Source organism: Thioalkalivibrio sp. ALMg13-2, assembly GCF_000381185.1.
GTDB classification, from domain to species: Bacteria; Pseudomonadota; Gammaproteobacteria; order Ectothiorhodospirales; family Ectothiorhodospiraceae; genus Thioalkalivibrio; species Thioalkalivibrio versutus.
The window spans coordinates 1-14,784 of the sequence record NZ_KB906104.1; the positions used below are offsets into that span (position 1 = coordinate 1).

Annotated in this window: 10 protein-coding genes and 1 tRNA gene; 1 reads left to right on the top strand and 10 read right to left on the bottom strand. The window is 64.4% G+C overall.

Going from position 1 to position 14,784, the window contains the following annotated elements:
• On the top strand, positions 1-283 hold a 283-nt coding region (locus tag F618_RS0104685; protein WP_019567892.1), incomplete at its 5' end, for an IS3 family transposase.
• A gap of 525 nt (positions 284-808) precedes the next feature.
• Here F618_RS0104685 and F618_RS0104690 read toward each other — a convergent pair.
• From F618_RS0104690 to F618_RS0104735, 10 genes are all read right to left on the bottom strand, one after another.
• Positions 809-1,615: an ADP-ribosylglycohydrolase family protein gene (locus tag F618_RS0104690; RefSeq protein ID WP_019567893.1), complete on the bottom strand. Its 807-nt coding sequence runs from the start codon at positions 1,613-1,615 to the stop codon at positions 809-811.
• 226 nt (positions 1,616-1,841) lie between these two features.
• The gene (locus F618_RS0104695) at positions 1,842-2,690 is read right to left on the bottom strand and encodes a hypothetical protein (RefSeq protein ID WP_019567894.1); all 849 of its coding nucleotides are present in this window, start codon (positions 2,688-2,690) and stop codon (positions 1,842-1,844) included.
• Positions 2,691-3,836: 1,146 nt separating this feature from the next.
• Positions 3,837-3,927: transfer RNA gene (locus F618_RS0104700), tRNA-Ser, on the bottom strand.
• Between the two features lie 95 nt (positions 3,928-4,022).
• Positions 4,023-4,277 (bottom strand): carbon storage regulator CsrA, encoded by a 255-nt coding sequence (csrA, locus tag F618_RS0104705; protein WP_018144301.1) that lies wholly within the window; start codon positions 4,275-4,277, stop codon positions 4,023-4,025.
• A gap of 68 nt (positions 4,278-4,345) precedes the next feature.
• Complete coding sequence (locus F618_RS0104710) at positions 4,346-5,590, bottom strand: aspartate kinase (protein ID WP_018937806.1); 1,245 nt, start codon at positions 5,588-5,590, stop codon at positions 4,346-4,348.
• A gap of 285 nt (positions 5,591-5,875) precedes the next feature.
• The gene (gene alaS / locus F618_RS0104715; RefSeq protein ID WP_026331144.1) at positions 5,876-8,485 is read right to left on the bottom strand and encodes an alanine--tRNA ligase; all 2,610 of its coding nucleotides are present in this window, start codon (positions 8,483-8,485) and stop codon (positions 5,876-5,878) included.
• A gap of 468 nt (positions 8,486-8,953) precedes the next feature.
• A complete protein-coding gene (locus tag F618_RS0104720) occupies positions 8,954-9,244 on the bottom strand; it encodes a GIY-YIG nuclease family protein (RefSeq protein WP_018950725.1) in 291 nt (96 codons plus the stop codon).
• Positions 9,245-9,583: 339 nt separating this feature from the next.
• A complete protein-coding gene (locus F618_RS0104725) occupies positions 9,584-10,063 on the bottom strand; it encodes a regulatory protein RecX (protein ID WP_026313031.1) in 480 nt (159 codons plus the stop codon).
• Entirely contained in the window at positions 10,038-11,084 is a 1,047-nt protein-coding gene (gene recA / locus F618_RS0104730) for a recombinase RecA (protein ID WP_018144305.1), read from the bottom strand. The genes F618_RS0104725 and recA overlap by 26 nt, the downstream gene beginning before the upstream one ends.
• Positions 11,085-11,312: 228 nt before the next feature.
• On the bottom strand, positions 11,313-14,633 hold the full coding sequence (locus F618_RS0104735; RefSeq protein ID WP_026331145.1) for a mechanosensitive ion channel domain-containing protein: 3,321 nt from the start codon (positions 14,631-14,633) through the stop codon (positions 11,313-11,315).
• Positions 14,634-14,784 lie beyond the last annotated feature (151 nt).

Genomic DNA, 14,784 nt, shown 5'->3' on the forward strand with positions numbered 1-14,784 from the left:
CCAATTTACGAGCGGTGACTATCAGCGCTTCCTGAGGCGGAATACGCTGCTGTGCAGCATGAGCAGCGTTGGCCACTGCGGTGACAATGCGGCTTGCGAGGGCTTCTTCGGCGTCCTAAAGCGCGAACGCGTACACCATCGGCGCTACCGGACACGAGACGAAGCACGGGCCGATCTGTTTGGCTACATTGAGCGGTTCCACAATCCAAGGATGCGGCGCCGCATCGCCATTCAGGATCTGAAGTTTTCAGCCCTTTCCAAACCGTCCGCCGAAACGGGGTAGAACCCGTCCATCCGTCCGGTTTCTTAGGGAAACCGGACGGATGGACGGTGCAAACCGGATGGACCGGACGCGAAACCGGACACAAACCGGACGGGGCAAACTCATAAGCTCTGCAATGGGAGCCACGGATTGCCCTCACGATCCGTCTGATGAATGAACGCGCACCCTAGCCGGACATTCCCCGCAGTCAGCTTTACAAGACAGAAAGTCCGTAGAACGCTACCTTCGGGCTTCAAGCCTTGCGTCCGCCCTTCGAGGTACGCACGGATATCCCGAAAAAAGCTGGCCCGAGTGGCACTCCGACAGAGAACCAGGAGCAAATGGACAGCAAGGACTTCGAGTTATGCGACCAGTACGCGCGCGGGCGCGCGCGTGTAGGGCCTGTAAAAAATTCAAGCCTATACTTGGGGGCACATACGCCGTCCTATCACTCTGGCTGTCGCTGAGGGTCCCTGCATTAAGCGGATCAACAACCAGTCGAGCCTCCCCCCCCCCCTCGTACCCAGATGCGCCCGACGTGCTGAATCAGCGGCTTGGGTGGGGTGATTCAGTACCCCAAGCAGTTTCCTCGAAGGCATCAATCACGTCACGCATAACGGCGGGAATATGCGACAAGGCCAATTGGAAGATGAAATCCGGAATTCCATGCAAAGGCTCCGCGACGCTCCCAGCAATGGCGGCTATCGTGTCCGCGTCACCGCCTAGTGACACCGCATTGCGCAGCGCATCCTCGAAACTCTCGGACTCCAACGCACAGACGATCGCAGGCGGCACGGTCCCCTGGGCGGTCTCGTTGTACTCGTGGACTGCGCGGAGCTCGCCGACACTGAGGCTTAGGTCGTAGCCGTATTCGGACTCCAGCGCCGCCCGAATCGCCGCCGCTTCGGCACCATGGCGGGCCAGCCAGACGGCATGGGCTGTTGCAAGCGCCCCTCTGAGTCCTTCGGGATGGTCGTGGCTGACCGCGGTGACCCTCCGGGCCGCATCTAAGCTCTCGTCAAGCGAAGATGAGAGCCATGAAACCGGAGATACCCGCATAGCGCCTCCGTTACCCAAACTGCCGTAGGGAGGCTGGACCTCCGCTGCAGCTAGCCAACTGAAGAACTTCTTGCCATAGCCACCCAGATGCGCTGCCGGCCGAACCTTGCGCGCCCATTCCCGCATCGCCTCAGCCGAGCCCTTCCCATGCAGTAGAGAATCGGCAACGGCGACGGTCATGATGCTGTCGTCGGTGATTCCGTTCCGATCATTGAACAGCGGGAAATCCTTCGTGGTTATACGTCGGAGCTCCCACGGCGCACCCACGATGTCGCCGACAATCGCGCCAAGCATGGGGCCTCTCTCCTTTTCACAGATCGGTCAATGCAAAGTCAGGGCCTGAATCTCCAGGCCTGCGAACACCGTAAAAAGCGTACCCGGTTTCTGACGATGCCACGCTGGATTTGCCTCCCCGAGGGGGGAAGGGGCGCGCCACCCACGCATCCTGGCCAACGAGTGAGATGGCGTCGTGATCGCTCAGAGGGATTTCCACTCCATAAAGGTTTACTGCGATCGCCTATCAGGCGGGATTCGTTTGCGGGCTGGGTTCGGCGTGCACGGCCTCGCCGCTGAGCAGGTAACCAATAACCACCCCTTCCGACATGACCGGCTGGATCTCGGCCCGGACAACATGAGTCCCGCCTCGGTCACGCACCTCGCGCATAAGTGCTCTAGTCGCCGCCTCATAAGGCTCTTCCCCCTGGCCCACTGCATCCGGGGACTTGTGGTGCTCCGCGACGACCAAACCGAGATTTGATCGGATGATGCAACCTGGAACCTCTGGCCCTCGAAAAACCCCGGCAGCGGGGTAGCGCTCGCTGGGACTCGGGGTTTCCTTAACAGACGGGCTTTCTTTTGGTGCGATAGCCGGCGCGTCGAGGTCCTTGTTAAGGTCCTCTTCGATGTCAGCGTCAGGGTGCTGATTCAGCAAGGACGCGAGGGCGACATCATGGCGTGCGGTGGCGTAAGGCCAGCTATGCAGCGCTACATCCCCCGGCAGCCGGTAATAGATGATCCCCTCGTTCACGGGTTCCTCCGGCGCCTGCCGATCCACCACGGATTCCCGTGGTTCGGAGTCCGCAGACCTGCGGGAGGAGAAAAAGCGCCGCCTCGGTGAACGAATGAAGTGGATGAACCTGAAGCCCAAAAGGATTTGCACTCCCAGCACACCCGCCAATGCGGCGATGACTACAGGGCCATTGCCTGGCAACCCATACACCTGCAGCGCGGCCATTACGGCCAACATGTACGGGATCGCCAGCAGAAGTATCGCCCATATCGGCAAAGCACGGCCCCGACTCCAGAGCAGGGCGGCCAGGATAACGATAGGGGCCAGTGCGGCCGTCACAAGAACGTAGAACTCCGTCATCGCACTCCCCTTGTCCCAGCGGGGGCACTCCGCCGACGAATCCCCCCTTTTTCGTGTCGCCCACCGGCTCTAACGAAGCGTGGAGCCGTCGGACAGCCTGTTCTATTTCTCGTAATAGTCCCGAGATCCGTCAACCGCGTTAGATCTTGCCTTTTGTCCTGCCTGGCCAGCTTTGGCTCAAGGGGCCGGATCTGACCCCGCGGCCCACCAGAGGTCTCCCTCGGTCCGCACCTCGCACCAATCGTTTGAATTATTCCGCTGCGCCATTTCGTGGAGTCGGCCGCATAGCTGTTCGTCAAGGCTGTCATCACGACAGGGCTCCATCGTTCAGTTGGTGCCGTTCAGCGTAATATCGTGCGTCAGCAAGGGAAGGCGCCGGGTGAAAACTTCCGATCGCGTCTTGCCACCGCCCCCTTTGAGTGTATGGCGATGTGGGACCAGGAATACCGGCTGGTCGTACCAGACATACTCACCATTCACCCGGCGCTAAACTGAATCGTTGTCCGCCGCTTACTAGCGGTATAGGTGGGCACCCAGGCAATCAAAGCGTCCTCCTCCGAGCTCCAACAGGATGGTTCGGCACGGTCAGCCAAACGCCGAGATCATCGCAGCGATCTCGGTGAAAATGCCACCGGCGGTGCCCTGTGTGCAAGCGATCCAACATACCAACTCAACTCTGTAGTGCCGATGGATCCGAGCGCTCGCCCAAGAGACATAGGCTTGGCAGTACAGAAGAGGAAATCACTATATGCCGGTTACGCAGGAGGGACTTGATGATGAAGGGTGGAACCGGGACGGGCTTGCGCCGTTTCCGGAATGCTTCAGTTGCAAGTCATTCGCGGAGCTATACGAAGAGGGAGTGCTCCAGAGTGCAGGAGCACGCCAATACGGATATGCCGCGAAGATCGGCGTACTACCAGGATTCGTAGAGGGTGATCCTGCGGCCTGGCGCCTGGTGATGGAAGGAAAATCCGAGTGGGATCCCCGCGAAGAATAATGCTTCGAGCAATTCGCCCTCCCATCGCGCATGGTTGGCTGGCGCACGGAGCAACCACTCTTACGCCAATCAATTGGGGGACTACTTGGGGGACTGACTAACTCGCTGAACAGAATTTCCCTTTCCAATCAGCGACTTAATTCTGAAAATGGCGGAGAGTGAGGGATTCGAACCCTCGATGGGCTTTTGACCCATACTCCCTTAGCAGGGGAGCGCCTTCGACCACTCGGCCAACTCTCCGGAAACGCGGCACAGGATAAGGCCTTGGGCCTTCAAATGAAAGGCCCGGAAGGCTGATCGCAGCCTCCGGGCCTTTCACTTTCCTTACGGGAGGTTCAGTCGTCGCGTGCGCCTGCCGCGGCACCACCCGCCCCAGTACCACCGCCACTGGAGTTCTCGCCGCCGCCCTCACCACTGGCGACGTTCGCTTCACGCTGAATGCGCTGAAAGATTTCCTCGCGATGGACCGCGACGTCCTGGGGTGCGTTGATGCCGATGCGGACTTGATTGCCCTTGACCCCCAGGACGGTGACGGACACATCATCGCCGATCATGAGGGTCTCGCCCACACGCCGAGTCAAAATGAGCATGCTCTTCTCCGCAGTGCCTGTGTCGGACGGAGTCGGTCGTCCGGTAACCGTTTTACGGTCTGTCATCCTTAACCGTCCTCCTGTTGACCGACTGGGGTCTGTTCGAGTTCAAACGCATCGTGCAATGCACGCACTGCAAGTTCGAGGTACTTCTCATCTACGACCACGGAGATCTTGATCTCCGAGGTGGAGATCATCCGGATGTTGATGGTTTCGCGCGACAGGGCCTCGAACATCTTGCTGGCGATGCCCGCGTGCGAACGCATACCGACCCCGACCACCGAGATCTTCACGATGTGCGTATCCCCGGAAACCTCGCGGGCGCCCAGCGCCTTCGCGGCCGCCTGCAGGATCTCCAGGGCCTTGTCGTAGTCATTGCGATGGACGGTGAACGTGAAGTCGGTGGAATTATCCGCCCCGACGTTCTGCACGATCATGTCCACCTCGATATTGGCGTCCGCGATCGGGCCAAGGATGCGATGCGCGACCCCCGGCTGATCGGGGACGCCCTGAACCGTCAGCTGGGCCTCGTTCTGATTGAACGCGATACCCGCAACCAGCGCCTGTTCCACTTGCGCATCCTCCTCCGTGGTAATCAGGGTTCCCGGGCCTTCCTCGAACGAGGACAGCACTCGTAAAGGGACGTTGTACTTGCCGGCAAATTCCACCGCGCGGATCTGCAGCACCTTGGAGCCCAGGCTGGCCATCTCCAGCATCTCCTCGAAGGTGATGCTTTGCAGGCGGCGGGCCGTCGGCACCAACCGCGGATCGGTGGTGTAGACGCCGTCGACATCAGTATAGATGCGGCATTCGTCGGCCTTCAGCGCCGCGGCCAGCGCCACCGCGGTGGTATCCGATCCGCCCCGGCCCAGGGTGGTGATCGCACCCTCCTCGTCCACGCCCTGGAAACCGGCCACGACCACGACGCGCCCGGCCTCGAGATCGCCGCGCACCCGGGCATCGTCGATGCTGCGGATACGGGCCTTGTTGTGCGCACTATCCGTACGGATGGTCACCTGCGCCCCGGTGTAGGACCGCGCATCACAGCCCCGCGCCTCCAGCGCCATCGACAGCAACGCGATGGTGACCTGCTCCCCGGTGGACAGCAGCACATCCAGCTCGCGACCGTCCGCGCGCGGATTCAGTGCGTGCGCCAGGCCCAGCAGGCGGTCGGTCTCGCCGCTCATCGCGGAGACCACGATCACCAGCTGATGGCCTTCCTCGCGCAGCTTCAGCGCGCGTTCCGCCACCGCCTGGATGCGTTCGGGCGAGCCCACCGAGGTGCCGCCAAATTTGAGTACCAGCAACGCCATTTCAAGATTCCGTTCCGTGCCCGGTCCTTGCGACCGTCCGGACAGGGCGCACCCCATCCATTAGCGTTTACTTAAGAAGCGGGCATTAAACACCAACTGGCCGCCGCATTAAAGCCCACCGCCCCGGCGAACCCCGCGCAGGGCCCCGTCATTGCGAGGCCCCGCCGGGGCCGTGGCAGCCTCCGTCCAAAACCACCGGATCCCGCCGAACCCTCCGGCACCGGGGCTGCCCGCGGAGATCGCCGCGGCGCTACGCGCCTCCCGATGACGGGGATGGACGATCGATCAGGCGCGTTCGCGCACCCAGGCCTCCACCGAGGCCAGGGCCGCGTCCAGCTTGTCCGGGCTCTGGCCGCCGGCCATCGCCATGTCCGGACGGCCGCCGCCCTTGCCGTCGACCTGCGTAGCAACATGGCCCACCAGATCCCCAGCCTTGAACTGGCCGGTCTCGGCCTTGGTCACACCGGCCACCAGGCTGACCTTGCCCTCGCCTGTCGCGGTGCCCAGCACCACCACAGCCTTGCCGAGCTTCTGCTTGAGCTGGTCGACCATGTCGCGCAGGGCCTTGGGCTCCACGCCCTCGACCTTGGCGGCCAGCACCTGGATGCCGTCGACATCCTTGGCCTGCGAGCCGAGGTCGTCGCCGGCCTGGCTGGCCAGCTTGCCCTTCAGCTGCGTGACCTGCTTCTCCAGCTCGCGGGTGCGCTCCTGCAGCTGGGCAACCTTGTCGGCCGCCTCGCCGCGCCCGGCGCGCAGGCGATCGGCGATCGCGTCCAGGTGGCCGATCTGCTGGTCCACCCAGCGCAGGGCGACCTCGCCGGCAACCGCCTCGATACGCCGGATACCCGCGGCCACCCCGCCCTCGGAGGTAATGCGGAACAACCCGATGTCGCCGGTGCGATCCACGTGCGTGCCACCGCACAGCTCCACCGAGGTGCCGATCTTCAGCACGCGTACGCGATCACCGTACTTCTCGCCGAACAGCGCGACCGCGCCGGACTCCATCGCGGAGTCGATGTCCATGACGTTGGTATCGGTGGCCTCGTTGGCCAGGATCTCGGCGTTCACCTGGGCCTCGATGGAGCGCAGCTGTTCTTCGGTCAGCGGTTCCATATGGGTGAAATCGAAGCGCAAACGATCCGGGTCCACCAGCGATCCCTTCTGTTGCACGTGGTCGCCCAGCTGATCGCGCAGCGCCTTGTGCAGGAGATGAGTGGCCGAGTGGTGGCGGCGGATGTTCTCGCGGCGGGGGCCTTCCACCGCGGCCTGCAGGGTCTGGCCGCGCTCCAGTGTGCCGGCGCGGACCTGGCCTACGTGGATGTGCGCCGCACCCTGCTTGCGGGTGTCGGAGACCTGGAAGCGCACGCCGGAACCGCTGAGCGTACCGACATCGCCCACCTGGCCGCCGGACTCGCCATAGAACGGCGTGCGGTCCAGTACCACCAGCCCCTCGGCACCGACTTCCAGGCGATCGACGGCCTCGCCATTCTGGTACAGCGCCAGCACGCGGCCCTCGTCGTCCACCGTCTCGTAGCCGGAGAATTCGGTCGCGACATCGACCTGCGGCAGGCCGCCGTCGTCCATCGAGAAGTGGCTGGCCGCACGCGCCCGTGCACGCTGGCCGGCCATGGCGGACTCGAAGCCCTCCATGTCCAGCTCCAGCTCGCGCTCGCGCGCAATGTCACCGGTCAGGTCCACCGGAAAGCCGTAGGTGTCGTAGAGCAGGAAGATGGTCTCGCCGGGGATCACCTTGCCCTCGAGATCGCGCAGGTCCTCTTCCAGGATCTTCATGCCCTTGTCCAGGGTCTCCAGGAACTTGCGCTCTTCCTTTTCCAGGACCTTCTCGACCTGGGCCTGCGCCTCGGCCAGTTCCGGGAAGGCCTCGCCCATCGCGCGCACCAGGTCGCCCACGGTCTGGTAGAGGAAGGCGTCCTGCGCGCCGACCTTGAAGCCATGGCGCGCGGCGCGGCGGATGATGCGGCGCAGTACATAGCCACGCCCTTCGTTGGACGGCAGCACGCCATCGGTAATCAGGAAGGCGATGGAGCGAATGTGATCCGCGATCACGCGCAGCGAGGCGGAATCCTTCTTCGTCGCACCGGTTACCCGTGCGGCGGCCGCGATCAGGTCCTGGAACAGATCGATCTCGTAGTTGGAATGCACGCCCTGCAGCACAGCCGCCAGGCGTTCCAGACCCATGCCGGTATCCACGGACGGGCGCGGCAGCGGGTTCAGCGTGCCGTCCGCATCGCGGTCGTACTGCATGAACACCAGGTTCCAGATCTCGATGTAGCGATCGCCGTCCTCGTCCGGCGAACCGGGCGGGCCACCCGCGACCTCCGGCCCGTGGTCGTAGAAGACCTCGGTGCAGGGGCCGCAGGGGCCGGTTTCGCCCATCTGCCAGAAGTTGTCGGAACCGCCGTCAGGGTCGTCGCCGATACGGATGATGCGTTCGGCCGGGACCTTGATCTCGTCGGCCCAGACCTTGTAGGCATCATCGTCGGTCTCGTAGACCGTGACCCACAGCTTTTCCGGCGGCAGGCCGATGGTGTCGGTCAGGAACTGCCAGCAGTAGTGGATCGCGTCGCGCTTGAAGTAGTCACCGAAACTGAAATTGCCCAGCATCTCGAAGAAGGTGTGGTGCCGCGCGGTGTAGCCGACGTTCTCGAGGTCGTTGTGCTTGCCGCCGGCGCGCACGCAGCGCTGGCTGGACACGGCCCGGGTGTACGGGCGCTTCTCACGGCCGAGAAACACATCCTTGAACTGCACCATGCCCGCGTTGGTGAACAGCAACGTAGGGTCGTTGCCGGGCACTAGCGGGCTGGACGGCACGATCGTGTGTCCGTGCCCTTCAAAGAATTCGAGGAAACTCCGGCGAATGTCGGCGCTTTTCATGCGGTTCCGATAGCAATGGGGTCAAACCCGGAATGCTATCACGCAAGCGCCCCACCCGCGTATTGCCGGGCCCGTCTTCCGGCCATCTTCCTAGTCATTGCGAGGCCCCCAAAAGGGGCCGGAGCGATCGTTTGGGACATGCCCCGCCGCCGGATCCGGTGCCATGGACACGGATTGCTTCGTCGCGATGCTCCTCGCAATGACGGGGCTCGAGAAACGTCATTGCGAGGGCCCGAAGGGGCCGTGGCAATCGCTGACGGTTCGCGCGGCGGCTGGATCGGGTGGCTCTGGACGCAGATTGCTTCGTCGCGGAGCTCCTCGCAATGACGGGGCAAGAACAACGTCATTGCGAGGAGCGCAGCGACGAAGCAATCTCCATCGGCACCCACCCGAGGCAAGAACCACGACTCAGGTCGCCTATCGCCGGGTCCCGTAGGACCCGGGAGCCCTCCAACGCCTGACCGATACTCAACCCACAATATCGTCGAACAGGTCGCGCCACTCGGGGTTCGTCTGCTCGATCAGCGCGACCTTCCTGCGGCGCGGACCCGCTTTCAGCTGCTTCTCGCGCTCGATCGCGGAGGTCATTTCCTCACAGGATTCGAACCAGACGAGCCGATGCAGACCGTAACGGCTGGTGAACCCGGACGCCTCGCCCGAGCGATGCTGCCAGACCCGCTGCACAAGGTTGCTGGTCACCCCGACATAAAGCGCCCCGTCACGGCGGTTGCTCATGATGTAGACACAGGGCTGTTTCATCGCTCCCTCCCTGGGCGACGGGGCATGGGTACTCACCGGCCGAGAATCCTTTCGGCCGTTTACTACGGGGACGCTAGCACGCCCCCAACACCAGCACGTCATTGCGAGGCCCCGAAGGAGCCGTGGCAATCACTGGCGGTTTGTTCGACGTCTGGATCCGGTGGCTCTGGACGCAGATTGCTTCGTCGCGGTGCTCCTCGCAATGACGGGGCTCGAGAAACGTCATCGCGAGGCCCTGAAGGGGCCGTGGCAATCGCTGACGGTTCGCGCAGCGGCTGGATCAGGTGGTTCCGGACGCAGATTGCTTCGTCGCGGAGCTCCTCGCAATGACACTGGGTCTCAGGGCTCGTCTTTCCAGGCGGCGAGGGCCTGGTGGGCGACACCGCCGGGGAATCCGCGACCCGCGAGGTGGCGAAGATAGCGGGCCTCGTCCTCGCGGGTCTCGGGCGGATGACGGAAGTGGCGTTCGAGCTGGCCACGGGCCTGGTCGATCCAGTCGATCTCCAGGGCATCGATGGCGGCGTTCACGGTGTCGTTGCCGATGCCGTTGTGGGCCAGTTCGGCACGGATGCGCTGTTCGCCGTAACCCTGCTCGGTACGGTGGCGGGCCATGAAGTCCGCGTAACGGGTATCGCTCAGATAGTCGAGCTCACGCGCACGCTCCAGCGCGGCGTCCACGGCATCCCGTTCGAAGCCGCGCTCACCGAGCTTGCGCGCCAGTTCCAGACCGGAGTGTTCACGCCGAACCAGCAACCGCAGGCCCACCTCAAGCGCAGCCTCGGGGTCGGCCGGGTCAGCCTTGCTCCTCGACCGGGGCATCGACCGGCACGTCCTCTACCGTGGCCTTGTTGCGCTTGGGCAGCAGGCGTTCGCGCAGCGTCTTTTCGACTTCCTCGGCGATGTGCGGGTTGTCCTTCAGGTACTGGCGGGCGTTTTCCTTGCCCTGGCCGATGCGCTCGCCGTTGTAGCTGTACCAGGCGCCGGCCTTGTCGATCAGGCCTTCCTTCACGCCCATCTCGATGATCTCGCCAACGCGGGAGATGCCCTCGCCGTAGAGGATCTCGAAATAGGCCTCGCGGAACGGGGGCGCCATCTTGTTCTTCACGACCTTCACACGGGTCTCGTTGCCGATGACCTCGTCGCCCTTCTTGATCGCGCCGATGCGGCGGATGTCCATGCGCACGGAGGAGTAGAACTTGAGCGCGTTGCCGCCGGTGGTGGTCTCGGGGCTGCCGAACATCACGCCGATCTTCATGCGGATCTGGTTGATGAAGATGACCAGCGTGTTGGAACGCTTGATGTTGGCGGTCAGCTTGCGCAGGGCCTGCGACATCAGCCGCGCCTGCAGGCCGACGTGGGAGTCGCCCATCTCGCCCTCGATCTCGGCCTTGGGCGTGAGCGCAGCCACGGAGTCGACGACCACGACGTCGATCGCGCCGGAACGCACCAGCATGTCGGAGATCTCCAGGGCCTGCTCGCCGGTATCCGGCTGCGAGACCAGCAGGTCGTCCACGTTCACACCCAGCTTCTCGGCGTAGGTCGGGTCCAGTGCGTGTTCGGCGTCGACAAACGCAGCCGTACCGCCGGCCTTTTGCGCCTCGGCGATCACCTGCAGTGTCAGGGTCGTCTTGCCCGAGGATTCCGGCCCGTAGATCTCGACCACGCGCCCGCGCGGCACACCGCCGATGCCGAGCGCGATATCCAGTGCCAGGGAGCCCGTGGAGATCGCGGGGACGTCCACCGCCTCCTGATCGCCCATGCGCATGACCGCGCCCTTGCCGAATTGGCGTTCGATCTGCCCGAGTGCGGCGGTCAGGGCCTTCTTGCGATTGTCGTCCACGGTATGCCTCCCGATACTTGCTGCGATGGTTTCCGACCCGTTGCCCAAGACGGGGCGGATACGGGGCCGCAGTATCCCACAGGGCGGGGAGTGACCCAACCCGTGATCGTGCAGGGACAAAGGACTTGCCCAAGACACCCGCGGCACCGGAGCCAAGCCGGCTGGCCTGCGGGCGGGACGCTTGGGTTGGCCCGGGTCACGGCCCCGGGCCAACGAACCGGGCACCCGTCACCGATCCATGGGGTTTCCGGGCTCGTCGGGATCCGCCGCGGGGGGCACGGCACGACGCCTCCGGGTTTCGTCGTCGTGCAGGTGAACGTCCATCTGCGGAAAAGCGATCTCGATCCCCTGTTCGCGGAAGCGCTTGATGATCGCGGTGTGGAGCCCGCTCAGCGTGACCAGCCGGTCCGCCATCTGGCAGACGAACACCCGCAGTTCGAAATTCAGCGCGTTATCGCCAAACCGGAGGAAATACACCACCGATTCGGGATCCTCCAGGACGTGCGGGTCTTCCTGGGCCACCTCCAGCAGGGTCTCCCGGACAAGATCGACATCCGACGCATAGCTGACCCCCACCGGGATCACCAGCCGCGTGGTGGTGTCGCTCAGAGTCCAGTTGATCAGATGGTCGGAGATGAACGTCTTGTTGGGAACGACGATCTCCCGGTTGTCCCAGTCGACGATCGTGGTAGCCCGGCCCCGGATCTTCGATACCGTCCCGCTGTATTCGCCAACGGTGATGGTATCGCCCACCCGGACCGGGCGCTCCAGCAACACAATCAGCCCGGCAACGAAGTTGGCCACGACCTCCTGCAGACCAAAACCCAGACCGACGGTCAGCGCCGCCACCAGCCACTGGATCTCGCTCCAGCGCAGGCCCAGAAGCGAAAACACCACGATAACCGCCACCACGGCCAGCAAATAGCGCAGGAGCATGGTGAACGTGTAGCGCCCGGGCGCATCCATCTGCGTGCTGCGCGACAGCAGGATCTCCACCAGCCCCGGCAAGTTGCGCGCCGACAACAGAAACAGCAGCCCCAGAAACCCGGCCAGCAACAGATCCTGGAGGGACACGCTGGTGAGGATCTCGCTCTCGCCGATCTCGATCGTGCGCGACCACAGTGTGATCCCGTCCAGCCAGGCCAGGGCCGGCAGGATGTCCGACCACACCCACAACAGCCCCACTACCGTGCCGCCCAGCGCCGCCACCCGCAGCAGCGTGCGGCTTTGCAGATTGACGTCCTCCATGCTCAGCTGCGGCTCGGGGACGTCCAGCCCAGTTTCGCCGCCGCTGCCGCCCTCGGTGACTGCCTCCTGCTCGCGCCGCTCACGGTTCCGGAGCAGCGCGAGCCGCATCTCTCCCAGGACGAGCCACCGGGCCGCCAGGCTGTAACCAAGACCGACAACAATCAGCACCAGCACCGTCCCGATCAGGTGCCGCAGGAGCTCGGCCACGGTGTACAGATAACCGGCCAGGGCAAGGGCCGCCAGGCCCACCACCATCACGATCACGAGCCCCCGCAGCAATAACCGGCGGCGCTCGTCCAGCGTGCCGCCTTTCGAACCGTCCGGGACCGGCGCCAGAAGCAGCCAGGCCACCATCGCAAAATTCACGATGACCGCCAGGAGTGCCAAACGGCCATAAAGATCGAATACCTCGTCGCTCGGGTGCCCGAAGGCCAGGGCCACGAACAGGAACAGCAGGGTCTGCACCGGAAGAAACCAGTGCAAGTGACGATACAGACGCGTCAGCAATGGCTCGGGCCAGCCGAAATGCACGGTCCCGACCCCATGGCGGCTGATGAAGAGCAGAAGGAGGTGGCCCGCCATCCACCACACCGAAACCGTGATCAGTGCCAGGGACAGGACCTCCACCGCAAAACCCGGCTCCGGGACCGCATGCAACTGGAATGCGAGAGTCAGCAGCAGAAACGGCACGGGTAAAACGCGCAGCAGACTCCACCCCAGGGCCCGGACGGTGACCGCAATACTGTCCGTGTAGCGGTGACGGGTCGTTTCGGCGAGACGCTCCAGATGCCGGTGGACATTGCGCCCGGCGAGATACAGCAACCCCGCCACCAGCAGAATGAACCCGATGAACCATGGCCGGTGCAGCGTCTGGCGCAGGAATGTCTCCCGCAACTCCGCCCAGGCGGCGGGGTCCAGCAGCGCCAGGGTCGCGGCCGGCGCCCGCTCGAACCACGCGACCCCGACCGGGGAATGGCTTGGCCACCAGAGCAACGCTTCTTGCAGGATCCGGTCGAGCTCCGCCACCAGATCGACGACCGCACGCAGCCGCAGGTCGGCCTGGCGCAGTTGTTCGGTCCGCGCCTCCTCGGCATGCAGCTCCGCATTCAGTGTCTGGCGGCGCAGCTCGCGCAAGGCCGCACGGGCCGCGGGTTCCCATTCCGCCACCGGGTCCGCCGGAAGCACAGCCAGACGCTCGCGCAAGCTGATGGTCCGTAACTGCGACTGCGCCAGCTCCCGTTCCAGATCACGTAGCTGGAAACGGACCTGGTCAAGATCGCGCAGGCGTCGCTGCTCCTCCAGGAAGACCCCACCCAGCGCCTCGGTCAGACCACTGATCTCCAGACGCTCGTGGACATGGGACAGGGATTGCGCCAGTTCCCGCTCGACCCGGACCAGCCGGTCACGCTCATACTGCAGGGTGCGGGTCTGAGCCTGGGCCTCCGCGATGCGGTCGAACGCCGCATGCAGTTCCTCGATTTCCTCCGCATGGTGCAGCTGCGCTTCCGGCTGACGCTCCAGCAGGGTACGCAGCTCCGCCCGCAGTTCCTGCAGTTCCTCGCTGGACAGTTCGGTCAACCGGACCTCCAGCCGACTCTGCAGGACACTCTGCCAGCGCGCCTCCAACTCCAGACCGCGGATCAGCAGGCCCCGCGCCTGCATCCGCGGCGGCAGCGAAACGGCATCCAGCTGCGCCGCAAGCAGGCGAGCATCCGCCTGTCGCGCCCGGGCCTCCTGCACGGCTGCGTGAGCCTCCGTCCATTCGACCTCCTCGGGCAGCGGCTGTGGCCCGTCCTCCAGTTCCTGACGCTCCCGGCGCAGGCGTTCCAGGGTCTCCGCCTGAACCTCCGCCTGCTCTTCCAGTTGCGCGTGCAGGATGCGCTGGTCATCGAGTTCCGCTTCCAGTCGCTCGCGGTCGCGCCCCACCCGTTCCAGCTCATCCTCGATGCGGCGGATCGAGACCTCTTCGCCCAGCCCGGCCGGGAATGCCCCGACCCCGTCCAGACCCTGTTCCAACTCGCCCAGACGCTCCGGCACCTCCCGGGCGGTGGTCGCACGGTCCAGCGCTCCCCGCACTCGCTCCACGGCCGCCTGCTCGTACTCGCGGGCCTCCTCCCACAGTGCCCGTTCCGCTTCCGCCCGGTCCTCGTCAGCGCTGCGCGCCTCGAGCTCGTCCAGCGGACTGGCCTCCAGCCACTCCTCCGCCGGCTGGGTATCCACGGCTTCCAGAAGCTCGGGGAGACGGTCGCGGAAAACGGCCAGATCGGCCTCCAGGGCCGCCACTTCCGCCGGGCTGACCACCACCGGCGCGGATGACTCCGGATCCGCGTCCGCCCCCGCCAGTGGACCGGCCACCACCAACAACAGGGCGATCCCAAGAAACGCGAGCCGCCACGTCCGGCGGCACTTGTTGCATCCGTCGATCCTTCTCATGATCTACCTGTCCGCGAAC